Genomic DNA, 24591 nt, shown 5'->3' on the forward strand with positions numbered 1-24591 from the left:
TGCTCGTCAGCGGAGGTCGGCGAGCTTACGCCCCAGCACCGTCCGCTCGCGCTCGTTGCCGCACAGCCGGACGGCCTCCTCGAATTCGGTGCGCGCCTCGTCGGTGCGGCCGAGGCGGGTGAGCAGTTCGCCGCGAACGCTCGGCAGCAGGTGCGAGTTCGACAGCGCCTGGGCGGCCACCAGTTCGTCCACGATCGGCAGCGCCGCGGCCGGTCCCTGGGCCATGGACACCGCCACCGCCCGGTTGAGGTCCACCACCGGTGACGGCGCGAGGCGGCCGAGTGCCTCGTAGATGAGGACGATCCGCTCCCAGTTCGTCGCGTCGACCGACGGCGCGACGGCGTGGCATTCGGCGATCGCCGCCTGCAAGCCGTAGGCGCCCAGGCCCCGGCCGACCTGTTCCGCGCGGGCGAGGGCGGCGCGTCCCCGCCGGATCGCGGTCCGGTCCCAGCGGCGGCGGTCCTGGTGCTCGAGCAGCACCGGCTCGAGCTCCGGCCCGGTGCGGGCCGGGAACCGCGCGGAGGTCAGTTCGAGCAGCGCCAGCAGGCCGTGGACCTCGGGCTCGTCGGGCACCAGCCGGGTCAGCACACGAGCGAGGCGCTGCGCCTCGCTCGCGAGGTCGAGGCGGATCAGATCGTCACCGGAGCTGGCCGAAGACCCTTCGGTGAAGATCAGATAGATCACGCTGAGCACCGAGCCGAGTCGCTCGGTCCGCTCTCCGGCGAGCGGCACCTCGAACGGCACCCGGGCCGCCCCGAGGGTCTTCTTCGCCCGGGTGATCCGGGCCTGCACGGTCGCGGTCGGGACGAGGAACACCTTGGCGATCTCGTCGCTCGTCAGACCGCCGACCACCCGCAGGGTGAGCGCGACCCTCGCCTCCCGCGACAGCACGGGGTGGCAGGAGATGAACATCAACGCCAGCATGTCGTCGTCGATCTGGTCCGGATCCCACAGCACGTCCCCGGTGCCCTTGGCCGGATGGGTGGGCGCGCTCCCCGAGACGGCCCCGCCCTCGCCCAGGTCGTGAGCGAGGACGGCGTACCTCTCGTCGAGGGCGGAGCGTCGGCGGAACGCGTCGATCGCCCGGCGGCGGCCGACGGTGAGCAACCACCCCGCAGGGTTGTGGGGAATGCCGTCGCGCGGCCAGCTCACGAGCGCCTCGGCCAGCGCCTCCTGGGCGAGGTCCTCGGCCAGCGCGAAATCGCCGGTGTACCGCGCGAGCGCACCGACGATCCGCGCCGACTCGATCCTCCAGACGGCGGCGACGGCCTCACGCCCGGTGTGACCGTCACCCGTCGACCCGCTCAGAGCTGACCGGTCGCTTCGCGCCACGCCCGCTCCTTCTGGATCCACACGTTGTCCTGCGGGAACTCGTCGATCGTCGCGACCCGGCGGATCTCCGCCTTGGAACCGGGACCGGCCATCGGGGCACGCTTGGCCCACTCGACGGCCTCCTCCTTCGATGCCACGTTGAGCATCCAGAAGCCGCCGAACAACTCCTTCGTCTCGCCGTAGGGGCCGTCGGTCACCACAGGTGTCTCGGACGAGTAGTCGACCACCACACCCGACTCGGGGTCGGGGTCCAGTCCCTCGGCCGCGAGCAGCACACCGGCACGGATCATCTCGTCGTTGAACTTGCCCATCGAGTCCATGATCTCGGTGAAATCAGCGTCCTGGAACGCCGCGAAGGTCTCGTCGGTGGCGCGCATGATCAGCATGTACTTCATGGTTCCGTCTCCTTGGATGTCGGGGTCCCTCTTGGACCTTCTCACCCTCAGGTCGAACGGGGAGTGACATGGATCGACACACTCGCCGAATTTTTTTCCGAACCTATCTGGCCCGTCCCGCTCTGCGCCGGTCGGTTTCCGTGGTGCCACCCCATATTCCGTGGGTCTCGCGGTGATCGGTTGCGTGTGCGCGGCATTGCCGGGCGACGACGCACCCGTCGCAGATCTGTTTGGCGCGTCGTTCGCGCCTGACCCGGGCGCCGCGTCGTTCGCCGTCCGGAGCGAAGAAGGCGGAAGGCTCGGTGGTGCGGCAGTGGGCGCGGTACCGCCATCCCCAGCGTTCGGCGGCGGTCGTCGGCGGGTCGTCGTGAAGTGTCGTGTGGTCGATCATCGGGTGTCCCGGGATGGATTCGGGCGGTGGACGGTCGGCACCGTCCACCGCTGTGGCTGCACCGACTCAGTGCAGGTGGCTGCCGCCGTTGATGTCGACGGTGGTGCCGGTGAGGTACGCGGCGTCCTGCGAGGACAGGAAGGTGATGACGGCGGCGACCTCGGTGGTGGTCGCGACCCGGCCGAGTGGGATGTCGCGGCAGAGTGCGGCTTCCTGTTCGGCGGTGCTGCCCACGCGGATGCTGGTGTCGACCGCACCGGGGGTGACGGCGTTGACGGTGACTCCGCTGTCGCCGAGTTCACGTGCGAGGGACTTGGTGAAACCGAGGATCGCGGCTTTGGCGGACGAGTAGGGCACCTTCCCGAAGACCCCGCCACCACGCTGGGCGGAGACGGATGACATGTTCACCACACGTCCCCAGCCGTTGTCGATCATGGCCGGCAGGAACGCGCGGGTGACGAGGTAGGTGCCGGTGGCGTTGACCGCCATCACCTTGTTCCACAGTTCCAGGGTGGTCTCGAGGAACGGCACCGGCGACGTGATGCCGGCGATGTTCGCGAGCGCACCCACGGCGGGGAGGTTGCCGCCGGCGACTTCGGCGGCTACGGCGTCGTGTGCCCGCTGGACCGAGTTCTCGTCGGCGACGTCGATGTCGTGACCGAATGCCGGGACACCGAACTCGTTCCCGATCTCGGCGGCGACCTTCGCGGACTTTTCCCCGTCGAGGTCGAGAACGACGATCGCCCAGCCCTCTTCGGCGTAGCGGCGGGCGGTGGTGAGACCGATCCCGCGCTCGGAGGTGGCGCCGGTGACGACGGCGGTGCGCTGGATGGACGACATGATCGCTCCTCTTGTTGCTGGAATCGCGCGTGCCGTCCGGTGCGGTGGAGAGCAGGGGAGGCGGTCGACGACGCGGTAGGTGACTGCCACCACAGTAAGCCGATCGACTGTTAACAGTCAACCGTCGGCGGGTAACGGTTGACATATTGACGTGTCTCGGATCACACTGGTGAAACCGCACTGTTGACAGTCAACAAATCAGCGGCAATCGTTGGAACCAGCAGCTCGAAGAGGAGTCCCCATGAGTACCGAAACACTCAGGATGCGAGGTCCTGTCCATGGCACGAAGGACGCCAAGCGCGTAGCAATCGGCTCCTCGGTGGGTGCCGTCATCGAGACGTACGACTTCATCGGTTTCGGCACGGCCGCCGCGCTGTACTTCGGTACCGCCTTCTTCCCGGGCGCCGACCCGGTCACCGGAACACTCGCCGCGTTCGCGACGCTGGGTGTCGGCTTTGCTGCGCGCCCGCTCGGCGGGGTGCTCGGTGGACATCTCGGGGACAAGCTGGGCCGCAAGCCCGTGCTGGTGGCATCACTGATCGCGATGGGTCTCGCGACCTTCGCGATCGGCCTGCTGCCCACCTATTCGCAGGTCGGGCTCATCGCGCCGGTGCTGCTGGTTCTCGTCCGCGTCGTCCAGGGCCTCGCCTTCGGCGCCGAATGGGGCGGCGCGATCCTGATGAGCTACGAGCACGCCCCCTGGAAGTCCAAGGGCAAATTCACCGGCATCGTGCAGGCCGGCTTCCCCGTCGGGTTGCTGCTGGCGAACCTGGTGTTCCTGTTCAGCGTGCACCTCGGCGGCGACTGGGCCTGGCGGGTACCGTTTCTCGCCAGCATCGTCCTGGTGATGGTCGGTCTGGTCATCAGGTCGAAGGTGCCCGAGTCCCCGGTCTTCGAGGACGTCAAGAACGAGGGTGACATCGTCAAGTCCCCGGTGCTCGAATCCATCAAGTACGACTGGCGAAACATTCTGCGCGGCATCGCTCTGCGAGTAGCCGAGACAGCCGGGTACGCGGTGTCGATCACCTACATGATCTCCTACCTGCACAACCAGGGTCTCGCCGGGAAGTCCGAAACCCTTGTCGCCCTGTGCATCGCGTCCGCGATCGGCATCTTCGCCACAGTCGCCTGGGCACGACTCACCGACCGCATCGGACGACGCCCCGTCTACATCGCGTCCTGCGCCTTCGCGGCACTGTTCGGAATCCCGATGTTCCTTCTGGTCAACACCGGCCTGTTCATCCTGGTCATCGCCACCATCGTGATCGCCTACGCGGTCTGCCAGAACTCGATGGCGGGAGCGCAGGGGGCGTGGTTCCCCGAACTGTTCGACGCCTCGCGCCGAGCCTCGGGAGCGTCCCTCGCCTACCAGATCTCGGCGATGGTCTCCGGCTTCACGCCCTTCGTCACCACGCTGCTGTTCGTCTCCTTCGGCTGGTGGGGTCCGGCGCTGCTGTTCAGCACGTACGCCCTGATCGGACTGTGGGCGGCGTTGATCACCAGGGAGACCTGGGGACCCACCGAACGGCGCCTCGCCGCCGAGGCTGCGGCGCGCACCGATTCCAAAAGCACCGACGCGCCGACGTCGACCACGCACACGATCCGCAAGGAAAAGGAACTCCTGTGACCATCACAACCGCCACCACCGCGGCCGAAGCCACGGCCAGTGACGTGTCGCGCATCGCGACCGTCGAACAGTTCGCCTACCGCATGCGGCACAACGTCATCGACATGGGTGAGGAACAGGGTCAGGGATACGTCGGGCAAGCGCTCGGGGCCGCCGACATCTTCGCCACCGTCTACGCCGACCAACTGCGCTACCGCGCCGACGATCCCACGTGGGAAGGACGAGACCGGTTCCTGCTGTCCACCGGCCACTACGCCATCGGCCTCTACGCCGCACTCGCCGAGGCCGGAATCATCGACCGCAGCGAACTGGAAACCTACGGCTCCGACGACTCACGCCTCCCGATGTCGGCAATGTCCACGTACACCCCCGGCATGGAAATCTCCGGCGGCTCCCTCGGCCACGGCCTGACCATCGCGGTCGGGATGGCCCTCGGGCTGCGTCACCAGCACTCCACCGCCCGCGTCTTCAACTTCCTGTCCGACGGCGAACTCGACGAGGGTTCGACGTGGGAGGCGGCGATGGGCGCCCATCACCACCGGCTCGGCAATCTCACCGCGATGGTCGACATCAACGCCCTCCAAGCCGACGGTGCGACCTCGACGGTGCTGAGCACCGAACCCGTGCACGACAAATGGGCGGCCTGCGGGTGGCACGTCGAACGCGTCGACGGCAACGACGTCACCGCACTGGTGCGCGCGTTCGACAACGCCGCCGCCGAATCCGACGGCAGACCGTCGATCATTCTCTGCGACACCCGCGTCGGGAAGGGTGTGCCCCTGCTCGAGTCCCGGGAGAAGGCGCACTTCATGCGCATCGACGAACACGAGTGGCAGATCTGCCGCGACCAACTCACCGCCGGCTTCGACCACAAGGACGCCTGACATGACTACCGCCAGTAAGCCGAAGCTCAAGACTTCGGCCATGATCGCCTCGTTCGTCGACGACGGCCAGAAGACCACGTCCGCGCCGTTCGGGCACGCCCTGGTGAAGGCTGCCCGGGAGAACGACAAGATCGTCGGCCTGTCCGCCGACCTCGCCAAGTACACCGACATGCACATCTTCGCGCAGGAGTTCCCCGACCGGTTCTTCCAGATGGGGATGGCCGAGCAGCTCCTGCTCGGAGCCGCCGCCGGAATGGCCGAGACCGGCCTGGTGCCGTTCGCATCCACGTATTCGGTGTTCGCTGCGCGCCGCGCCTACGACTTCCTGTGCCTCGACATCGCCGAACCGAACCTCAACGTCAACATCATCGGTGGCCTCCCCGGACTGACCACCGGCTACGGGCCCAGCCATCAGGCCACCGAGGACATCGCCATCTTCCGGGGCATCCCCAACCTCACCATCGTCGACCCGTGCGACTCGATCGACATCGAACAGGCCGTCCCGCAGCTCGCCGCCTCCGACGGTCCCACCTACCTGCGGCTGCTGCGGGGGAAGGTCGCGACCGTGCTCGACGAGTACGACTACACGTTCGAACTCGGCAAGGCCAAGGTGCTCCGCGGCGGCAACGACGTCGTGTTCGTCACCAGTGGGCTGATGACGATGCGCGCGCTGCAGGCCGCCGACCGACTCGCCGCGCACAACGTCGACGTGGCGGTCGTGCACACGCCGACGATCAAACCGTTCGACGCCGAGACCGTCCTCGCGGAGGTGAACACCGACCGCCTGGTGGTCACCCTGGAGAACCACACCGTGATCGGTGGTCTGTTCGAGACGGTGGCCGCCGCGGTCGTCACGGCCGGACTCGGCAAGCGCGTCGTGCCGATCGCACTGCCGGATCAGTTCCTCGACGCCGGTGCCCTGCCCACGCTGCACGAGCGGTACGGCCTGAGCACGGACCGGATCGTCGCCAAGGTTCTCCGCGAACTGGCATGACCAGCGCGTACGGCCCACGCCGCAGGCCGGGCGGCGCGGGCCGTACGATGGCTGTCAACAGGTTGCTGTCAACAGACCGCTGTCGACAGTTGATCGCTGACCCCACGGAGGCACCCATGGCCGGACAACCCGCCGCACTGCTCGGGCTGGAGAAGACCAGCCTCCGGCAGCAAGCCGTCGCCGCCCTGCGGGTCGCGATCACCAGCGGGGAACTCGCGCCGAGCAGCCCGCTCGTGGAGACCGAACTGTCCGAGATGCTGCAGATCAGCCGCGGCACGCTCCGCGAGGCGATGCGGCAACTCCAGCAGGAGGGATTGATCTCCGCAGGTGCGCGGGGCCGGCTGTACGTCCGGCACCTCGATTCCAAGGAGATCCGAGACATCTTCGCCGTCCGCGCCGCACTCGAGGCACTTGCCGTCCGGGAACTCGCCGACCTGGCCGACCGCACCACCGTCATCGCGGAACTGCGCGCCGCCCTCGACGTCATGGACACCGCCGTCCTCGAAGCCCGCATCGAGGCCGACCTGAACTTTCACCGCACCATGTGCTCTCTCACCGGCAACGACACACTCCTGCACTCGTGGATCTCCCTCGAAGGATCCATCCGGATGTCGATCATGTTCGCCGGGCTGGACCGCGCCGTCGGCAACATGGACGTCGGTCGCCACAGCGCCATCGTCGACGCCATCGAGACCGGCGACGCCGCCGAAGCTGCCAAAGCGATTCAGACACACATGGACTGGGCCTCAGCGAATCTGGTGTCCTGACCCCAGGTGAGTGGGAAAGAGTGCGGGCACACGCTTTGCCGCTCACGTACCCGGGACAGGCCGCGGGGTCACCCGCCGACGACGCAGGCGGCCTCGGTGGCGTCGAGCGTGATCCACGACCTTCGGCGGGCGTCGATCGGTGTGCCGGCGAGGATGCGGGCACGGCGGTGTTCGGGTTCGAGCAGCACTGTCGCGAGGGTGGCCCAGCGCTGACCGAAGACCGCATCCGGGGCGGGGACGCAGCACAGCTGGGGCTGCCCCGGATCGGAGTACAGGTACTCGACGAGGTGATCGGCCACGGTCGGCTCGGCGTACCGCTGCTGCCGGGAGGCGATCAGACCGTAGCGGTCCTGCGAGTCCGGCTCGTACAGACCGGTCTTCTCGCGGGCGGCGTTGGCCGGGTCGAGGAAGTGATTGGTGTGGGTGAGGAATCCGTCGCTCGGGCGGAGCGTCGCGACGCCGACGGGGCTGACCTCGGCACACGCGACGGTGCCGGGGTCGATCAGGGTCAGTGCGCCCGACGTCGCGATCGGTGCCGAGCGCAGCAACTCGAGGGCTTCGTCGACGGTTCCGGCTTCACCGAGGACGGCCGCCGACAGGACGTGCACGGGCACGCCGGCTGGTGCGTCGTCGCGGTGGCCGAGGATGTTGAAGAACACGCCGAGACCCGCGCTGTTCATCCCGATCTTGCCGAGGATGCCGTGCTCGGTCAGCCCCACGTAACTGTGGCGGGGGCCGCGCACCTGATGGGTGTGCCAGTACGGGTCCAGTTCCTCGTGCCAGTCCCAGGTTTGGATGCCGAACGGCGCCGACGGACGATCCGCGGGTGCGTAGGCGATGGTGGAGCACTCGCCGGGGCGGGCCGCGGTCGCCTGCGACAGGATCTCCGTCCGGCCGTTCAGCGCGATCACGTGCCAGGGCTCGAGCCCCGCGCCGGCAGCGATGCCCTCGATCTCCTCGAGGTACCGGGGTCCCCACGCCGCAAGGACATCCGCGAGGCGGTGCGCGCTGTCGCGGGTCCGGGGCTCGCTCACGCCGACCGTGTCGAACAGGCGCAGATACAGTTCCACGGACGCGGGTAGGTCGGTGCGCAGCTGCGTGCCGCGGGCGATGCCGCGTTCGCGGGGCCGGGTGTCGTCCACGCTGACGTGGGAGTGGACAGTACTGGTCTCGGTCATCGTCGTCCTCGTTGTGGTTCCGGTGTGAATAGTGCTGTGTACGCGCCGATCACAGTCGATCAGCGGGTTCGGTACGAGCGCATCAGCACGACGTACAGTGCTGCGGAGACGATCAACCCGACCGGCAGCGACAGGTCCACGCCACCGACCGCGTTCGCGATCGGCCCGGTGTAGACGGGCGCGGCGACGCAGAGCGCGGCCGCGGCGATGCCGGTGAAGACGGCGGCCGTTCCCGCCCAGTTGATCCCACCGCTGTACCAGTAGGGGCTGCTGCTGGTTTCGTTGCCGAGCTCGATTCCGTCGTAGCGGTTGCGGCGCCACAGGACGTCGGCCACGTACACGGCCATGACGGGACCCATCACGGTCACGACGAGCTGCATCATGTTGCTGACGGTGTCGAGAAAGTTGGAGACGAGCAGGGCGTACAGCGTCATGGCCACACCCATCGAGCCGTCGAGCAGGACGCTGCGCGAGCGGCGCAGGCGCAGGCCCACCGACTGCAGGGCGAGCCCGGAGCTGTAGGCGGTCATCGCGTTGTTGGCGATCGTGCCGACGATGACGGCGAGCAGGAAGATCGGTGTGAACCACGCCGGGAGAATGGTCTCGAGTGCGATCTGCGGGTCGGCCATGTCGAGTCCGGTACCGGCGAGTGCACCGAGCGCGGTGAACAGCACGCTGGGGACGAACGCGCCGAGCGCCGTCCACACGGCGACCGAGACCGGCGAGGTGGTCGCAGGCAGGTAGCGGGCGAAGTCCGCGCTGTTGGTGTAGGACAGCGGGGCCGACGCCACGATCGACACGCCCGCGGCCACCGTCGCCCACAGGCCGATTCCGTGGAGTGCCTCCGCCGGCTGGTAACCCCAGTCGGCGTTACCGAGGACGTACCCGGCCATCACCACGAAGATCAACGTCAGCACCAGGGCCAGCGGCTGGTAGAGCCGCACGATCGTGGCATGCCCGTACACGCCGATGGCCAGCGTGACGGCGGCGATCGCCAGGATGATGACGACCTTGACGGGGGTGGTCGCCTCGATCCCGAACCGTTCGACGAGCCTGAACGCCGTGTACGACGCGGCCGCCCAGTTCAGAGCCAGGTAGCAGACGCTGATGAACCAGCTGGTCACGAGGATGTTCACGCGGTTGCCGCGGATGCCGAAGATCGCCCGCGTGATCACCTCGCTGGGCGTGCCCGACGCCGGTCCGCTGGCGGCGACGATCCCGGTGAGGATCGAGAACAGGTTGCCGGCCACGATCACCGCCAGCGCCTGCCAGAAGGACAGGCCCATCAGGGTCAGTGCGCCGCCGACGACCAGGGCCAGGTAGCTCACGTTGGGCGCCGCCCACACCGCGAACAGGTCCCGGGCGCGCCCGTGCCGTTCGCTGTCGGGGATGAAGTCGATGCCGTGTGTCTCCACCCGCCCGGCGCGGTCGGCCGGCGGTGTTTCGCCGGGCGTCGCCACACGCGGGTCTGCTTTTGTCGATGCCATGGGGTCCTCCGGATAGATGAGCACGGATGTGCGGCTGTGGGCGCAATCGCCGATCTGGCGTGACCCCGGTCACCGTACGGAACCAAATCGATTTGGGCAAGAGCGTCGGGAGGCAATTTGTAAATCGATTTGGTGCAGGTCGGGCTGTTGGTAGCCTGAGTGCGTGACGGAGAAGCGATCGAGGCCCACCATCGCCGACGTGGCACGGCACGCGGGGGTGTCGACCACAACGGTGTCGCACACGTTCAGCGGCAAAGGCGTCGTCGCCACCGCGACGCGTGAGCGTGTCCGCTCGGCCGCCAAGTCCCTCGGCTACCGACCGGACGTGGTGGCGAGGAGCCTGCGGAGCAACCGTCTCGGCGTGATCGCCCTCGTGCTTCGGCCACTGGAGACACTGGATTCGTCTCTCCCCGAGGGCGTCGACTACTTCCTGCGGTTCGCGGGTTCGGCGGCTCTCGCCGCGATGGATTTCGGGTATGGGCTCATGCTGGTGTCCGATCCGACGCGCGACGAGTCGCCCGCCGCCGCCCTCGCCTGCGACGGGTTCCTGATCACGGAACCCGTCACGAACGACCCCCTCATCGAGATGCTCCTCGGGGAGGGCGTGCCGTTTCTGTCCGTCGGGAAGGACCCGGCGAGAGCCGAGTACGACGCCTGGCTCGACACCGACACCGAACTCATGACGGACCGAGTGCTGCGGCACCTCGAGGACGCGGGGGCGACGCGAGTGGCTCTGGTTGCCGGAACCGATCCCAATTCGTGGAACCTGGGCGCCGAGGCCGCCTACCGCACGTGGGCGGCGAATCGCGGTCAGGACGCTCTGGTCGCCATCCGGCCCGAGACCACCGGCGAGGCAGGCGGACGCGAAGCCGCGGACGAACTGTTCGACCGGAACGATCCACCGGACGCGGTCTACTGCCTCACCGGCAGGCACGCGGCGGGGGTGCTCGCGCGGGTCAGGGAACGAGGACTCGACGTCCCCGGCCACGTGCAGATCGTCGGCGGCTCCGACTCGGAGCACACGCGATCCGCCGTCCCCCCCATCACCTCGGTGGACCTGCAGCCCGAACACCTTGCCCGCGTAGCCGTCACACTGCTGGTCAACCGCCTCGACAACCTGGACCGGCCGGTCCCACCGGGGCACCTCCACGGACGCCTCGTCGTGCGGGGCTCCACCCGGTAGTCCCCGATGACGGCGTGCGTGTCCTCGCTGTGCTGGTCAGTGGCCCGCTCCGCTGGAGGGTTAGCGATATCCTCGGGAGGACGCCCTCGAGAGGTGAGTCCACGGTTATATTTGCGCTGGTCGTGCCGTCGGGGACCAGCCCGCAGCACCACGAGCCGACGGAGTGAGTAGACCGTCCGATGGGTGAAGGTGATCCGCTCGACACTCAGCGGTACCCGCCGTCCCCGGCCGCCGAACTTGGTGCATCCGGGTTCGACGATGTGCAGGAGATCGGCCGGGGCGGTTTCGGTGTGGTCTACCGCTGCACCCAGGCGGATCTGGATCGCACGGTGGCGGTGAAGGTGCTCACCGTCGAACTCGACGAGGAGAACCGGGCCCGCTTCTTCCGGGAGCAGCGGGCGATGGGCCGGCTGACCGGGCACCCGAACATCGTCAACATTCTGCAGGTCGGTGCCACCGACAGCGGACTCCCATACATCGTGATGCCGTACCACTCGCAGGATTCCCTCGACGTGCGGATCAGCCGCCGCGGTCCGCTGCTGTTGGGCGAGGCGTTGAGGCTCGGGATGAAGATCGCAGGCGCCCTGGAGTCGGCGCACCGTCTGGGTGTCCTGCATCGGGACGTCAAACCCGCGAACATCCTGCTCACCGATTACGGCGAGCCGGAGTTGGCCGATTTCGGTATCGCGCACATCAGCGGCGGCTTCGAGACGGCCACCGGTGCCGTGACCGGGTCGCCGGCGTATACCGCGCCGGAGGTGCTCGCAGGGGACCCACCGGCTCCGGCGGCCGACGTCTACGGACTCGGCGCCACCCTGTTCAGCGCCCTCACCGGGCATGCCGCGTTCGAACGTCGCAGCGGTGAGCAGGTCGTCGCCCAATTCCTACGGATCACCACGCAGAAGATGCCGGATCTGCGTGAGCACGGGATTCCCGACGACGTGTCCGCGGTGATCGCCCGGGCGATGTCCCGCGAGCCCGGTCAGCGCCCGGCCACTGCCGCCGACTTCGGGCAGGAACTGCGAACCCTGCAACGCGCCCACGGCTTCCCGGTCGACGAGATGCCCCTACGAGCCGAACCCGGCACACAGGGCAACGACCGAAGGAGCCCGGACGTACGACCGGGGCGCACAGGTACCTCCAGTCCGGGCGCGACGGGGAATCTTCCGCTGGAACTAACCAGTTTCGTCGGCCGCCGGCACGAGCTCACCGAGGCGAAGAACCTGCTGGCCGGATCCCGGCTGGTGACGTTGACCGGGATCGGGGGTGTCGGCAAGACCCGGCTGGCGATGCGGATCGCGTCGGCTGTGCAGCGCGAGTATGCGGACGGGGTACGACTCGTCGAGTTGGGCGAACTGCGAGACGAGTCGTCGCTGATCGACGCCGTCGCGGGCGCACTGGGATTGCGGGACCACTCGGCGAGGCCGCTGCGGGAGGTGCTGATCGAGTTCCTTGCACCGCGACAGGTGTTGTTGATCTTCGACAATTGCGAGCACCTGGTGGACGCGGTCGCCGAACTCGCCGGCCCCCTGTTGTACACCTGTCCGCGGTTGCGGATTCTGGCCACCAGCCGCGAACCCTTGGGCCTCGGTGGGGAGGTGGTGCTGCGGGTCCCCCCGCTGGCCGTCCCGGATCCCGAGCGCAAGCCCTCGCTGCGCGGGTTGCCCAAATACGATGCGGTGTCGTTGTTCGTCGAGCGTGGCGCTGCCGCGGTTCCGGGGTTCGCGCTCACCGAGGAGAACGCGGCGGCCGTGGCGGGAATCTGTCACCGGCTCGACGGGTTGCCGCTGCCGATCGAGTTGGCCGCGGCGCGATTGCGGGCGATGTCGCCCGAGCAGATCCTCGAGCGACTGACCGACCGCTACGCCCTGCTGACCCGCGGCAGCCGGGGTGCGCCGACTCGGCAGCAGACCCTGCGGTTGTGCATCGACTGGAGCTTCGAGTTGTGCACCGCCGGTGAGCAACTGGTGTGGGGACGGGTGGCGGTGTTCGCGGGAAGCTTCGAACTCGATGCCGCGGAGCGGGTGTGCGGCGAGGGCCTTGGCCCGGGCGAGTTGCTCGACACGCTGACGTCGTTGGTGGAGAAGTCGATCCTGATCCGGGAGGAGTACGGGTCGGTAGTGCGGTTCCGGATTCTCGAGACCCTCCGCGAGTACGGCTACGAGAAACTCGAGCAGACCGGTGAGGCTGTGGCGTTGCGTCGACGGCACCGGGACTGGTACGAGGCGTTGGCGCTCGATGCGGAGGCCGAGTGGATCAGCGCCCGCCAACTCGACTGGATCGCCCGGCTGAAGCGGGAACAGCCGAACCTCCGGGAGGCCCTCGAATTCGGCATCGACGACGACCCCGCCGCCGGCCTGCGCACCGCCGCCGCACTCCGCTGGTTCTGGACATCCCAAGGCCTCTACAACGAGGGCCGGCGCTGGCTGGACCACCTGTTGGCTCGTTACCCCGTCGAACCGACCGTCGACCGGATCAAGGCGCTCTACTGCGCCAGCGTGATGGCCGACGTACAAGGGGATCTCGAGTCCGGGGCCGCGCTCGTGGCGGAGGCGCGGACCCTCACCGCGGGTACGAGCGATCCGTTGATGCGCGCTCTCGTCGCCGACGCCGACGGCACGCTGGCGCTCTACAACGGTGATCTCGAACGGGCCCGCTCTCGCCTCGACACCGCGCTCGCGGAGTTCCGCGAACGTGGGGAACGCACACTCGAAACCAGCGCCCTGTACCTGTTGGGGACGACCTATGGACTGTCCGGCTCGACGGAGCAGGCTGTCGAAAGCCTCGAGCGTGTTCTCGCAATCACGGAAATGCACGGCGAGAAGGTGTATCGATCGCATTCGCTGTGGGCCCTGGGAATTGCGGTGTGGCAGCAGGGTGACGCCGATCGGGCGATCCGGCTTCTCGACCAATCGCTGGAGCTGACCCGGCAAGTGCACAGCCCCCGCTTCGCCGCTGCCTGCCTCGAGGCGCTGGCCTGGATCACGTGCGAGCGGCGCGACGCCGCCCGGGCCGCAGTGCTGATGGGAGCCGCGGAGGGATTGGCGCGATCGGTGGGCAGTGCTGTGGTCATACATTCCAATCTTCTCGTATACCAACAGAACTGCGACCAGGAAGCGCGGAAGCGGCTCGGAGGCGCAGTATTCGAGGAGGCCCACCGCAAGGGCCGAAGCCTGAACTTCGATGCGGCAATCGCCTACGCCCTCCACGAGCAACAGTCCGGCACCTCCACACCCGCCACCAACGCGTCGACGCGACTGACCAAGCGGGAACGCCAAGTCGCCGACCTCATCGCCGAAGGTCTCACCAACCAGGCCATCGCCGACCGCCTGGTGATCTCACCCCGCACCGCGCAGGGGCACGTGGAGCACATTCTGGCCAAACTCGGCTTCACCTCCCGGACGCAGGTCGCGGCCTGGGTCGTGGAGCAGGCGCACGACTAGGTAGTAGGTAGGGTTCGACTGTCGCGGTTTCTCAGACGCGGTGCTGCGATGGCTGCGGCGATGAGGCAGGCGATGGCACCGAGGAGTAGTCCTGCGCGGCCGCCCCATTGCTGACATACCCATCCGACGATGGGCCCGCCTACGGCTGTGGATCCGATGAACGCCATGCCGAACAGGGCCATCACTCGTCCGCGTGTGGTCGCCGCGGCGGCGAGTTGCAGCGTGCTGTTGGTTGTGGAGGTGAAGGCGACGCTGCATGCTCCCACACAGGCCATGACTACGAGCATGACCCACAGATTAGGGGCGAGGGCGGCGACGAGGAGGAGGGCTCCGAAGGCGGTTGCTGTGAGAACGAGCGGGCGGGTTCCGGTGCGGCCCGAGGCTGCGACTGCGAGTCCGCTCACCACGGATCCTGCGCCCATCGCCGCGGTGATGAAGCCGTATGCGCCCGGTCCGGCGTCGAGGGTCTGGTCGGCGATCACGGGCAGGACCACCGGGAACTCGAGGGCGAAACAGCCGATCATGGCCATCATGGTCAACGGTACGGCCAGCTGAGGGGAGCGTCGGACGTACGTGAGTCCTTCGCGGAGCTGACCGCGGGCCCGGGCCGTGGGTGGTGACGGCTTCAGCTGTCCGACGTCGAGGGCGAGTAGGGAGGCGACGACCGCCACGAAACTCGCAGCGTTGAGGAGGAAGCACAGACCGACACCGCCGGCGGCGATGACGAGTCCGGCGGCGGCGGGCCCGATCATCCGGGCGGTGGAATTGAGCACCGATTGCAGGCTGACGGCGTTGCGAAGGTGATCGGCCTCGACCATCTCGAGCAGAAACGACTGGCGTGTCGGGTTTTCAAAGCACTGGTTCAGGCCGAGGACGAGCGCGAGAACGTAGACGTGCCAGAGCTGGACTGCTCCGGTGACGGTGAGGACACCCAGGATCAGTGCCTGCACACCCATCAGTGTGTGCAGGGCAATCATCAGGCGCCGCTTGTCGAGTCGATCGGCAACGACTCCTCCATACGGAGCGACGAGGAGCATGGGCACGGTCTGCAACGCCATCACCACACCGATCGCGGTGGCGGAGTCGGAGAGCTCGAGGACGAGCCACGATTGGGCGATGGTTTGCATCCACTTGCCGGCTTGGGAAATTGCCTGACCGGTGATGTAACGGCGGAAGTTGGTGCTGGCGAGGGAAGCGAAGGTTTGCCCGCGGAGGCCGGAGAGAATGGTCATCGGCCCACCCCGGGGCGGGGTTCTGGTTGGTCGTTGCTCGTGGTGATCACCTCTGCTGGGGAAGTAGCGTGGAAATGCGTGCCGTCCGCCGGATTTCGGGGGACATCGGCAGCGGACGGCACGCACGTGGGGGCACGACCTAGATCAGCTCGATCACCGTGCCGAGATCGTGAAGGTTCTCGTCCGACGAATACTCCTCCGCCTCGAGACCGACGCGTGCAATGCGGGATATCGCCATTCCCTCGGCCAGCGCGAAGGCAACCGGGGCAGCTGCAGTGGCAGAGACGAGGGCAACACAAGAATCGAACACACGGCGCGCGATACCGATTGTGCTGTCGGATCGTTGCAGAATATCCATTGTTTCCTCCCAGTCCCTATGCGGTCAGGCTGGGATACAGCCGTCGCGCCGTGCCCGCGAAGATTTCCCGGCGTTCGGGCTCGGGCACGTCGGCCAGCACCTCCTGGGCGAGGGCGACGAGTTCGGGCAGCGACTGTTCCGCGGCGGGCAGGTTGGAGCCCCACGCGATCCGGTTCGCTCCGAACGCTGCGAGCACCGGGTCGAGGAAACCGGAGGCCTTTGCGCCTACGTCGTGGAGGCGTTCGAGGTTGCGGTGGGTCAGCTTGAGGTGCAGGCCGGGATGGATGGCCAGCTTTGCCACCTGTTCGCCGGCGTCGGTGGGCGAGGCCGCGATGTCGGGGTAACCCATGTGGTCGAGCAACACGCGGACCGAGGGGAACCTGCGCAGCAGTTGGTGCACTTGCTCTGTCGCAGGCCCGAGCCGCATCTGCAGGCACACGGTGACGCCGAGCTCGGTGGCCTTGTCCCAGAAGGGATACGTCTCCGGCGCGGCGAACCACTCGCCCTGGGTGGGTACCGTGCTGCCGCTGGTGAACAACCGCACCCCGGCGAGGCCACCGTTGCCGGCCACCGCCGCGAGGTTGTCGGCCGCGTCGGGCCGCAACGGGTCCACCGTGCCGACCGCGATGAACCGGTCCGGTCGCTGCGCCCGGCTGTCGAGTACATAGGAGTTGTCGTAGCCGTAGGCGGTCGTGGCCTGCACCAGCACGGCCTGACCGATCCCGGCTTCGTCCATGCGCTCGATCATGCCGTCTGCGGTGACCGGCCGGGTGGTAGCCCAGCCGGACTGGGTCCCGCCGATCGGGCCCCGGGGGTAGCGGGTCACGTCGTCGGTGATGATGTGGCAGTGGGTGTCGACGATGTCCATGGTCTGGACCTTTCTCGGTTGGTGGGCCGGCTCAGGCGTCCGGGTAGTCGCCCTTGGCGAACAGAAGGGCGGGATCGGCGGAGAAGTCCGGATCGAGCAGGCCCTGGTCCCGCGAGAACTTCACGAGCGCTCGCACGCTCGCGTCGTTGGCGTTCAGGCCGTAGGGGATCGGGTCGGTCCGGATCTGGTTGGCCTGCTTGCCCAGCCGCGGCAGCGCGGACCACTGCGGATCGGCCTCGGTCTGACGACGTTTGCTCTCGGCGAACGCGGCGTAGAGCGCGGTGGGTAACCCGGGATCGCTGTCGACGAGGTCGCGGCGGAGTGCGATCACCGAGTGCAGCGGGTAGATCCCGGTGCGCAGGTACCAGTCAGTGGCGAGCACCTCGTGGTCGGGGAACAGCGGGTACGGCCCGTCGTCGCCCGCGGGTTGCTCGGCCGTCGCGGACCATCCCGCCCGCGGCGCCCCGGCCCGTCCGGTGCCGGCGTTGCCGCTGAACGCGGCGTCGATCTCGTCGGCACGCAGCAACTCGCCGAGTGATCGGCCGTCGGTGACGCGCTCGACGTTCGCCGGGGCGCGGCCTTCGATGTGGTCGTCGTCGTCCACGACCCACGTGACCGTGTCGATGTCGAGGTCGTATTCGTCGCGCAGGATGCCGCGCATCCACACCCCGGTGGTCACCGTGTAGGCGCGGACACCGATCCGCTTGCCCTTCAGGTCGGCGGGGAAGCGAATCCCGGATGCCGAACCACACTGCACGTCGGCGTGGTGGAAGCGTCGGTTGAGGAAGACGGGGATCCCGGTGAGCGGAACCCCGGCCTGCAGCGCCATCAGGTAGGAGGTCGGCGCGAGTTCGCACACGTCGAATTCGAGGTCGCGGATCATCCGCCGGTAGGCGCCGATGATCGGGCTGACCTCGACGGGTTCGACTGTGTAGCCGTCCACTGCGACGTCGCCACCCAGCAACGCCTGCGCGTGCGGGTAGTCCCCGAGTGCGACCGAAAGCGTATTCATGTTCAGCCTTTCGTGTTCAGAAGGAGCGAGTAGTTCAGCCGCCGAGCCGCGACGCGGTGACGCCGAGCGCGGCGCAGGTGCGGTCGACGAGTTCGTCGAACTCGACCCGGCGCGGCAGCAGCCCCTGCTCGTAGGCGTAGCGGGAAGCGTCGGTGACGGGCCCGCGCAGACCGTCGAACCCGACGGGGCTCAGGTCCACCGGACCCGCCGTGGGGCCGTCGGCCGCAGTGGCCGCGGCCAATGCGTCGTACACCGCGAGCACGGCCTTCGGGTCCTCGTTCGCCGCCGCCGCGCTGAACCCGACCACGTGGTTGATGGGAGCGAATCCCTTGCGCGCGGCCCATTCGGCCGCGACCGCGAGCGCGTGGGGAATGGCGGTGCGGATCCGGTCGTCGGAGGGCAGTTCGTTACCCATGATCCCGTAGTCGAGCCGGCCTTCGAGGAAGTCGGCCTGCAATGTGGCGCCTTCGGATGCGCGCGTGATCCATGCCGGATCGGTGGCGCCGTTGACGTGTCCGCCTTCGTATGTCTGCCAGTTGATTTCGGTCAGATCGATGCCGTACTGCTCGCTGAGGAATCCGCGCAGCCATACCCCGGTGGTCTGGCTCCACGAGCGCACGCCGATGCTCTTGCCGCGCACGTCGTCGACGCTCAGTTCGCCCATGGTCACCAGGGTTTGGTGCTGGTAGCGGCCGAGCATGGTGACCGGCAGCAGCGCCACCGGCTTGTCGTGGGCGGCGGCCTGCAGCAGTGTCACCACGGCCAGCTCGCAGACGTCCGCCGCTGCGTCGTTCACGAAACCGCGTGACGCCTTGTGCACGGGCCGCACGTCGACACGTTCGGGTGTGGCACCGGCGGCTGCGGCCCCCTCGACGGCCGCGGCAGCGAGGTCGTCCCGGCCCAGTACGATCTTCATTTCCGGCTCCTCTTGTCGTTGGTGGTCAACACTGTCCGCGGTCACACGTCGTCGCCGTATTGGATGCGCCGATAGGGCACGCTGAGCACGTCGCGGGTGATGCGGACGTCGATGACGGTCGGCCGCGGGTTGCGGACGTATTCGGCCAGCGCGGCGCGCAATTCGTCGGTTGTGCGGACTGTCGCGCCGCCGCCGCCGAGGGCCTGGCCCACCGTGCCCAATTCGGGGGTGGGGATTACGGCGAGCTCGGGATCGAGGCCCTTGGCCTTCGCCTTGTGGTACTCGGCGCCGAGGGCTTGGTCGTTCATGACGACGACGAGCACCGGTAGCCAGTAGCGGCAGGCGGTCTCGAACTCCGGCAGGTGCATCAGGAAACTCGCGTCGCCTTCGACCACGAACGTCGGCTTGCCGCCGTTGGCGACGACGGTGCCGATGGTCAGCAGCGGGGCCTGACCGATGGCGCCGAACATGCCGTAGTTCGAGGTGATCTCGCGGGAGCGCTGGAAGAGCATCGTGCCGAAGTCGGTCTGGTGTCCGCTGCCGAGCACCAGCCCGATCTCGCCGGGAAGTTCGGTGTCGAGCACCGAGATCGCCTCGCGCGGGTCGAGCAGGCCAGGCTCACTGCGGAACTCGGCGGGGTCGATCAGCGGGGCCGTGAGCCGGCTGTGCACCTCGGGTGTGTGGAAGCCTTCCACCTCGATACCGCGGACCCCCAGCGCGCCTGTCAGGGCGTCGAGGGCGGTGACCGCGTCGGCCTGCATGTAGCAGTCGGCGACCTGACCGTTGCCCATCACCAGGTGTGGCGCGGTGTCGATCTGGATGAACTTCGCTTCCGGGAACAGGTATCCGCTCTCGATGGTGTAGTGGTTGAGGCTCGCGCCCACCGACACCACACAGTCGGCCTCCTGCAGCAACTCCATTGCGAGCCTGCTGCCGAACAGGCCCGCGATCCCCACGTGGTACTCGGTTTCGGCGCTCAGCCAGTTCTTGGCCTGCAGCGTGGTGGCGAGTAGGGCGCCGGTGCGACGCTGGAGTGCGAGGACTTGCTCGCCCGCCTCCGCGTTGCGGGCGCCTCGTCCGGCGACGATCACGACTCGTTTGCTCGCCCCGATGATTTCGCACGCCTGCTGGATCTGGGTCGGGTGCGGCAGCAGCTTGGGGGTGTGGAGCAGCTCGGTGGACGGGACGTACGGCATGTCGTCCTCGAACTCCTGCAGCTGCACGTCGAAGGGTGCGCTGATCATCACCGGCCGGGATTGGGTGCGGGCCAGGTAGAAGGCGCGCTGCACCACTTCTGCGGCCGACTCGGCCTTGGTCACCTGGAGGAATTCGCACTCGATCGCGGCGGCGAACCGTTGCTGGTCGAGGTACTGGACGGCGCCGGTGTCACCCAAAGGCGTCTCCCCGCAGAACGCGACCAGCGGGATGCGTGCCCGGCTCGCCACGATCATCGACGTTGCCAGCTGCGCGGTACCGGGGCCGCTGGTCGTCGTCACGACGCCGGGCCGGCCGGATGCGCGGGCGTACCCGTGCGCCATGCTCAGTCCCGCACCCTCGTGGCGCACCTCGTACAGGCGCGTTCCGCGACTGGCCAGCGCGTTCATCCAGTGCATGTTGGCGTCGCCCATCATGCCGAACACATCCGTGGTGCCTTCGGCGGTGAATGCTGCTGCGAGCGCTTCGTAGACCTTCACCGCGCGATCTCCTTTTGCTTGTCGTGGTTGGCAACGCGGCTCGCCAGGCGCGGGAACACCTTCAGCGCATTGCCGCCGTAGATCGCCTGCCGGTCGTCGTCGCTGATGGAGTCGATGGAGTCCAGCAGCGCCTTGGTGTCGTCGAAGCGGTGCCCGGTTTCCGGGTCGACCCCGCGGACGGCGCCGATCATCTCGGAGGCGAAGAGCACGTTCTCGGCGGGGATGATGTCGGTAAGCAGTTCGAGTCCTCGTTTGTGGTAGACGCAGGTGTCGAAGAAAACGTTGTGCAGCAACGATTCCTGCAGGGGTGGCCGGCCCTGGTCCTGCATCATCCCGCGGTAGCGGCCCCAGTGATAGGGGACCGCGCCACCGCCGTGCGGCAGGATCAGCCGCAGCGTCGGGAAGTCGGTGAACAGGTCCGACTGGCACAGCTGCATGAAGGCCGCGGTGTCGCCGTTGAGGTAGTGCGCGCAGGTGCCCTGGATGGCGGGGTTGCGTGACATCGCGACGTGGACCATCGCGGGCACGTCCAGCTCCACCATCTTCTCGTAGAGCGGGTAGTAGATCCGGTCGGTCAGCGGCGGCGCCTGCCAGTACCCGTCGGACGGGTCCGGGTTGAGCAGGCAGCCGACGAATCCGAGTTCCTCGACGCAGCGCTCGAGTTCTTCGGACGACAGGCGGATGGAGGAGGCCAGAGCGTCACCGGGCGACTGCGGGAGCTGGCACACCGCGGCGAAACGGTCCGGGAACAGGCCGCACACCCGGGCGATGAGGTCGTTGCTGACCTGCGACCAGACCAGGCTGGTCTGCTCGTCGCCGTAGTGGTGGGCCATCTTTCCCGCGCCGGGGGAAAAGAGTGTGAGGTCGGTGCCGCGTTCGAGCTGGAGCTTGAGCTGGCCCTGTTCGATCGCGGCCTTGATCTCGTCGTCGCCGATGTGCAACTCGTCGGGGGAAACTCGCGCGCCCGAATCCTCGAACGCCTTGATCTGGCGCTCGCGCCACTGTCCGAGCGCGGGTGGCGCGGTGGTGAAGTGGCCGTGACAGTCGATGATCATGAAGGTTTTTCTCCAGGTGAGGTGTTCGGGGTCAGGAGCGACCGGTGAGTTTGCGGCCCAGTTCCAGGCCGGGATAGCTGCGTACCGGCGCGGACATGAGGAAGCGGTAGCCCTCGTCGAGCACCTGCTCGACGTTGCTCGGGGTCACGTGCGGGTGGCCGACCACGACTCCGTGTTCGTGACAGATCTTCACGATCCGGCTCCTGGCCTCGACCATCAACGGGTGGTCCAGCTGGCGGGGCACGCCCAGTTCCTGGCTGAGATCGCCCTCACCGATGAGGATGAGACCGATGCCGGGCACCTCGTCGAGGATCGCCGGAAGGTTCTCGATCCCGAGCTGATCCTCGATCTGGATCACGACGAGGATCTCGCCGTCCGGGGCGAGCGGCCACACGTCGGCCTTGGCGTAATACTCGTCGTTCGACAGACCCCAGTAACGGGCGGCGGCCGCCGGCGCGTCGCCCCGCACACCCGCCGGCTCGAACCGGTCCGCGCCGGGCAGCCGCGGGTAACGGCACGCCGCGACCGCGTTGCGCGCCTCCTCGACCCGGCTGATGTGCGGCCACACGATTCCGTACGCTCCGAGGTCGAGCGCCTGCTTCGCGTGCCACTGCCCCTGTTCGGCACCGTTGACGGGCACGCGGACGAGGGGCGTGGGCGACGGGGCGAGCGTACCGGCTTCGAAGATCCGTCGCCGGTTGAGCAGATACTGCAAGCTGTCCCGCAACGTCGTTGCATCCCAAGGCTTGTGCTCGGACTCGAACACCAGACCGTCGTAGTCGGACGTCGCGAAGTCGAGCGCCGCGGCCGGTTCAGGCGCCGCAAACGCCGCGAAGGCGTGCTGCCCCGATTCCAGGGCACCGATCACGCTATTGAGTCTTGCCACTTGCCACTCCGATCTGCTCGCTCTGTCGCTTGTGAATGGTCCTGTGCCACCAGGCGCGTACGCGTGCCCACAGGGTGGGCCGGCCGGGCGCCGTCGTGACCACTGTGTCGCCGGCGCACCGGCGTACCAGCTCGTCTGTGAACTCCTGGGTCATCCGGGAAACCACAGCCCCGGCGCCCGCCTCGATCAGCGACGCGAGCTTGCCCGCGAGGCTCACCTCACCGGCCACATGTACTCGGGCTCCGCCGGCCGCGTGGTCTTCGGTGATCCGGAAGGTGGCGTGCGCGGTGAACCGGGTCGCGCCCTGCCCGTCCCGTCCGCGGGCAGACAGTCGTCCCTCCCGCTCGGGTTCATCGAGGTCGAGCGACATCCGGGCACCGAACCGGACCCGGATCGCGCTGAACTTCACGACCAGCGTGCCGTCGAAGGAGCCGTCGTCGTGGAACTGGCCGAGTTCGGCGCCGTTGATGCACGACACCACCTCCGTGGGGTCGGAAATGACCTCCCACACCCGTTCCGGGGGTGCGGGTACGGCGATCTCTTCGTCGATCTTTATCACAACTGTGTCCTCGCTTGGCGATCTGGAACAGCCTCCACAAATCGTTGTGGAGCTTGGGAACTCGCGAGACTCGATCAGCGAGCTGATGTCACGGGCGCCCCGCTGGTGGCGGAGTGCAGGCCGGCCGCCCAGTTGCGTTGGCGTCATCCGAGTCTCCTGGCGACGCGGCCTCAGATTGTTTAACAACTTTCTCTCGCACAGAGTAGCAGCGCGGCGTAGTTGTCTGCAAGAACATGTATAAATCTCTAGTTTCGGCGTTACGCCCGGCGCAGCCAGCAAATCTTGTACAACAATCTGCGTGAACGAGTGGCTCGGCGGACCGTGGGAGCGGTGCGCCCGGTGGAAACCGCGGTCGCAGAGTAAGTCGTCGGAGCTCCCCGGGCGCCGTTCGGGCAAAATTGTTAGACGATCCATGTCGCGAGGCCTTGTGTTGGGCCCGTCACACGCGTAAATTGGGCGAAACCGTAAGACAATATTGGTGGTCCGCCCGTCGGTTGAGGATCAGCATCAGTGCACCGGCACCGTGCACGCACTCTCCCCCGGACTCGGACGCAACAGAGGAGTCGTTTCATGACCCAAACCTTGTCCATCGCGGCGAAGTCCTACCCGCACACCGCGTTCCTCACCGACCCCGGCTTCACCGTCGCAGGGCGCGCCGTCGAGCTCGCGGCGGCGGATCCGATCTACAAGGCATTCGCCCCCATGGTGCGCGAACTCCGCTACGACGTCAGCGAATTGGCCATCGCCACCTTCCTGCAGGCTCGTGAAGCCGGTGCCCCGATCGCACTCCTGCCGGTGGTATTGAGTGGCGACTTCCATCACCACTCGCTCACCCGCTGGCCCGGTTCGGCCGAAATCAACCCGGCAGATCTGGCAGGGCGGCGGGTCGGCGTCCGGGCGTACAGCCAGACCACCGGGCTGTGGGTCCGCGGCATCCTGCACGAGGAGTTCGGCGTCGACGCCAAGGAAGTCACCTGGGTCACCACCGAAGAGCCGCACGTCGCCAGCTACGTCGAGCCGCCGAACGTCGAACGCATGACCGGCAAGGTGCTCGACGTGCTCGAGCGCGGCGACGTGGTGGCCGCTGTTCTCGGTCCGCCGGCGCTCGACGGCGCGCAGGGACCGCTGGTCCCGATCATCCCGAATTGGCGGGAGGCAGAGGAGGCGTGGGGCGCCCGGCACCAGACCGTGCCGATCAACCACATGCTCACCGTCCGGAAGGACCTCCTCGAAGCCGAGCCGCGGACGGTGTCAGCGCTCTACCAGGCTTTCGGCGCCGAGATCGAGGCGCGCAAGGCAGCCGATACCGCGCCCGGACCCCGCGTACGCGCCCTCCGGTTCGGGGTGACCGACGAGCTCGTCGCCGGTCTGCAGATCGCGATCGACTACGCCTTGCAGCAGAACGTCATCCGCACGCCGGTGACAGTGGCCGAACTCCTCGACGATTTCACCCGGCACCTCGGCGAGCTTGCATGAACGCACCCCGCCCG

Annotated in this window: 22 protein-coding genes; 7 read left to right on the forward strand and 15 right to left on the reverse strand. The window is 67.8% G+C overall.

Features of this window, described 5'->3' with window-relative positions; all coding sequences use genetic code 11:
* Nucleotides 1-6: 6 nt before the first annotated feature.
* The 4 genes from G9373_RS29085 to G9373_RS29100 all read right to left on the reverse strand — a co-directional run bounded on the left by G9373_RS29085 (nt 7) and on the right by G9373_RS29100 (nt 2958).
* Nucleotides 7-1332 (reverse strand): RNA polymerase sigma factor, encoded by a 1326-nt coding sequence (locus tag G9373_RS29085; protein ID WP_167118095.1) that lies wholly within the window; start codon nt 1330-1332, stop codon nt 7-9.
* Complete coding sequence (locus tag G9373_RS29090; RefSeq protein ID WP_005237862.1) at nt 1305-1727, reverse strand: YciI family protein; 423 nt, start codon at nt 1725-1727, stop codon at nt 1305-1307. Before G9373_RS29090 ends, G9373_RS29085 begins: the two co-directional genes overlap by 28 nt.
* Nucleotides 1728-1830: 103 nt before the next feature.
* The gene (locus G9373_RS29095; protein ID WP_167118098.1) at nt 1831-2118 is read right to left on the reverse strand and encodes a WhiB family transcriptional regulator; all 288 of its coding nucleotides are present in this window, start codon (nt 2116-2118) and stop codon (nt 1831-1833) included.
* 66 nt (nt 2119-2184) lie between these two features.
* A complete protein-coding gene (locus G9373_RS29100) occupies nt 2185-2958 on the reverse strand; it encodes an SDR family NAD(P)-dependent oxidoreductase (protein ID WP_005260751.1) in 774 nt (257 codons plus the stop codon).
* Between the two features lie 241 nt (nt 2959-3199).
* On the opposite strand from G9373_RS29100, the gene G9373_RS29105 reads away from it, so the two are divergent.
* The 4 genes from G9373_RS29105 to G9373_RS29120 all read left to right on the forward strand — a co-directional run bounded on the left by G9373_RS29105 (nt 3200) and on the right by G9373_RS29120 (nt 7230).
* A complete protein-coding gene (locus G9373_RS29105) occupies nt 3200-4585 on the forward strand; it encodes an MFS transporter (RefSeq protein ID WP_005571539.1) in 1386 nt (461 codons plus the stop codon).
* On the forward strand, nt 4582-5469 hold the full coding sequence (locus tag G9373_RS29110) for a transketolase (protein ID WP_005571540.1): 888 nt from the start codon (nt 4582-4584) through the stop codon (nt 5467-5469). Before G9373_RS29105 ends, G9373_RS29110 begins: the two co-directional genes overlap by 4 nt.
* Nucleotide 5470: 1 nt before the next feature.
* Nucleotides 5471-6463, forward strand: coding sequence for a transketolase C-terminal domain-containing protein (locus G9373_RS29115; protein WP_167118101.1), 993 nt, complete (start codon nt 5471-5473; stop codon nt 6461-6463).
* A gap of 116 nt (nt 6464-6579) precedes the next feature.
* Nucleotides 6580-7230: a GntR family transcriptional regulator gene (locus G9373_RS29120; RefSeq protein ID WP_120659991.1), complete on the forward strand. Its 651-nt coding sequence runs from the start codon at nt 6580-6582 to the stop codon at nt 7228-7230.
* A gap of 68 nt (nt 7231-7298) precedes the next feature.
* On the opposite strand, the gene G9373_RS29125 is transcribed toward G9373_RS29120, so the two are convergent.
* Nucleotides 7299-8408 carry a C45 family peptidase gene (locus tag G9373_RS29125; RefSeq protein WP_054246722.1) on the reverse strand — a complete coding sequence of 370 codons (1110 nt, stop codon included), beginning with the start codon at nt 8406-8408 and terminating at the stop codon, nt 7299-7301.
* A gap of 59 nt (nt 8409-8467) precedes the next feature.
* Nucleotides 8468-9895: a cytosine permease gene (locus tag G9373_RS29130; protein WP_167118104.1), complete on the reverse strand. Its 1428-nt coding sequence runs from the start codon at nt 9893-9895 to the stop codon at nt 8468-8470.
* Between the two features lie 163 nt (nt 9896-10058).
* On the opposite strand from G9373_RS29130, the gene G9373_RS29135 reads away from it, so the two are divergent.
* Both G9373_RS29135 and G9373_RS29140 read left to right on the forward strand, forming a co-directional pair.
* Complete coding sequence (locus G9373_RS29135; RefSeq protein WP_120659990.1) at nt 10059-11078, forward strand: LacI family DNA-binding transcriptional regulator; 1020 nt, start codon at nt 10059-10061, stop codon at nt 11076-11078.
* A 179-nt stretch (nt 11079-11257) separates the two neighbouring features.
* Nucleotides 11258-14521 (forward strand): protein kinase, encoded by a 3264-nt coding sequence (locus G9373_RS29140; protein ID WP_120659989.1) that lies wholly within the window; start codon nt 11258-11260, stop codon nt 14519-14521.
* Here G9373_RS29140 and G9373_RS29145 read toward each other — a convergent pair.
* From G9373_RS29145 to G9373_RS29185, 9 genes are all read right to left on the reverse strand, one after another.
* Nucleotides 14518-15753 (reverse strand): MFS transporter, encoded by a 1236-nt coding sequence (locus G9373_RS29145; protein ID WP_167118107.1) that lies wholly within the window; start codon nt 15751-15753, stop codon nt 14518-14520. The two genes, G9373_RS29140 and G9373_RS29145, sit on opposite strands and share 4 nt — an antisense overlap.
* A 139-nt stretch (nt 15754-15892) precedes the next feature.
* A complete protein-coding gene (locus tag G9373_RS29150; protein WP_120659987.1) occupies nt 15893-16111 on the reverse strand; it encodes a hypothetical protein in 219 nt (72 codons plus the stop codon).
* A 16-nt stretch (nt 16112-16127) separates the two neighbouring features.
* Nucleotides 16128-16979 carry an amidohydrolase family protein gene (locus G9373_RS29155; RefSeq protein ID WP_120659986.1) on the reverse strand — a complete coding sequence of 284 codons (852 nt, stop codon included), beginning with the start codon at nt 16977-16979 and terminating at the stop codon, nt 16128-16130.
* Between the two features lie 31 nt (nt 16980-17010).
* Complete coding sequence (locus tag G9373_RS29160) at nt 17011-17991, reverse strand: 4,5-dihydroxyphthalate decarboxylase (RefSeq protein ID WP_120659985.1); 981 nt, start codon at nt 17989-17991, stop codon at nt 17011-17013.
* Between the two features lie 34 nt (nt 17992-18025).
* Entirely contained in the window at nt 18026-18907 is an 882-nt protein-coding gene (locus G9373_RS29165) for a hypothetical protein (RefSeq protein ID WP_167118110.1), read from the reverse strand.
* Between the two features lie 41 nt (nt 18908-18948).
* Nucleotides 18949-20601, reverse strand: a complete 1653-nt coding sequence (locus G9373_RS29170; protein ID WP_120659983.1) for a thiamine pyrophosphate-binding protein — start codon at nt 20599-20601, stop codon at nt 18949-18951.
* Nucleotides 20598-21656: an amidohydrolase family protein gene (locus tag G9373_RS29175; protein WP_167118113.1), complete on the reverse strand. Its 1059-nt coding sequence runs from the start codon at nt 21654-21656 to the stop codon at nt 20598-20600. The genes G9373_RS29170 and G9373_RS29175 overlap by 4 nt, the downstream gene beginning before the upstream one ends.
* A gap of 31 nt (nt 21657-21687) precedes the next feature.
* On the reverse strand, nt 21688-22542 hold the full coding sequence (locus G9373_RS29180) for an aldolase/citrate lyase family protein (RefSeq protein WP_120659981.1): 855 nt from the start codon (nt 22540-22542) through the stop codon (nt 21688-21690).
* A complete protein-coding gene (locus G9373_RS29185) occupies nt 22526-23101 on the reverse strand; it encodes an SRPBCC family protein (RefSeq protein WP_120659980.1) in 576 nt (191 codons plus the stop codon). The genes G9373_RS29180 and G9373_RS29185 overlap by 17 nt, the downstream gene beginning before the upstream one ends.
* A gap of 570 nt (nt 23102-23671) precedes the next feature.
* Here G9373_RS29185 and G9373_RS29190 point away from each other — a divergent pair.
* A complete protein-coding gene (locus G9373_RS29190) occupies nt 23672-24577 on the forward strand; it encodes a hypothetical protein (protein WP_120659979.1) in 906 nt (301 codons plus the stop codon).
* The last annotated feature ends 14 nt before the right edge of the window (nt 24578-24591 follow it).

It is taken from the genome of Rhodococcus sp. A14 (assembly GCF_011603105.1).
Lineage (GTDB): Bacteria > Actinomycetota > Actinomycetes > Mycobacteriales > Mycobacteriaceae > Rhodococcus_F > Rhodococcus_F opacus.

Bases quoted from the DNA above. Each gene is read 5' to 3' on its own strand.
- G9373_RS29090 (WP_005237862.1), bottom strand. From the start codon at position 1,727: ATGAAGTACATGCTGATCATGCGCGCCACCGACGAGACCTTCGCGGCG.
- G9373_RS29095 (WP_167118098.1), bottom strand. From the start codon at position 2,118: ATGATCGACCACACGACACTTCACGACGACCCGCCGACGACCGCCGCC.
- G9373_RS29100 (WP_005260751.1), bottom strand. From the start codon at position 2,958: ATGTCGTCCATCCAGCGCACCGCCGTCGTCACCGGCGCCACCTCCGAG.
- G9373_RS29105 (WP_005571539.1), top strand. From the start codon at position 3,200: ATGAGTACCGAAACACTCAGGATGCGAGGTCCTGTCCATGGCACGAAG.
- G9373_RS29115 (WP_167118101.1), top strand. From the start codon at position 5,471: ATGACTACCGCCAGTAAGCCGAAGCTCAAGACTTCGGCCATGATCGCC.
- G9373_RS29120 (WP_120659991.1), top strand. From the start codon at position 6,580: ATGGCCGGACAACCCGCCGCACTGCTCGGGCTGGAGAAGACCAGCCTC.
- G9373_RS29125 (WP_054246722.1), bottom strand. From the start codon at position 8,408: ATGACCGAGACCAGTACTGTCCACTCCCACGTCAGCGTGGACGACACC.
- G9373_RS29130 (WP_167118104.1), bottom strand. From the start codon at position 9,895: ATGGCATCGACAAAAGCAGACCCGCGTGTGGCGACGCCCGGCGAAACA.
- G9373_RS29140 (WP_120659989.1), top strand. From the start codon at position 11,258: ATGGGTGAAGGTGATCCGCTCGACACTCAGCGGTACCCGCCGTCCCCG.
- G9373_RS29145 (WP_167118107.1), bottom strand. From the start codon at position 15,753: ATGACCATTCTCTCCGGCCTCCGCGGGCAAACCTTCGCTTCCCTCGCC.
- G9373_RS29150 (WP_120659987.1), bottom strand. From the start codon at position 16,111: ATGGATATTCTGCAACGATCCGACAGCACAATCGGTATCGCGCGCCGT.
- G9373_RS29155 (WP_120659986.1), bottom strand. From the start codon at position 16,979: ATGGACATCGTCGACACCCACTGCCACATCATCACCGACGACGTGACC.
- G9373_RS29160 (WP_120659985.1), bottom strand. From the start codon at position 17,991: ATGAATACGCTTTCGGTCGCACTCGGGGACTACCCGCACGCGCAGGCG.
- G9373_RS29165 (WP_167118110.1), bottom strand. From the start codon at position 18,907: ATGAAGATCGTACTGGGCCGGGACGACCTCGCTGCCGCGGCCGTCGAG.
- G9373_RS29175 (WP_167118113.1), bottom strand. From the start codon at position 21,656: ATGATCATCGACTGTCACGGCCACTTCACCACCGCGCCACCCGCGCTC.
- G9373_RS29190 (WP_120659979.1), top strand. From the start codon at position 23,672: ATGACCCAAACCTTGTCCATCGCGGCGAAGTCCTACCCGCACACCGCG.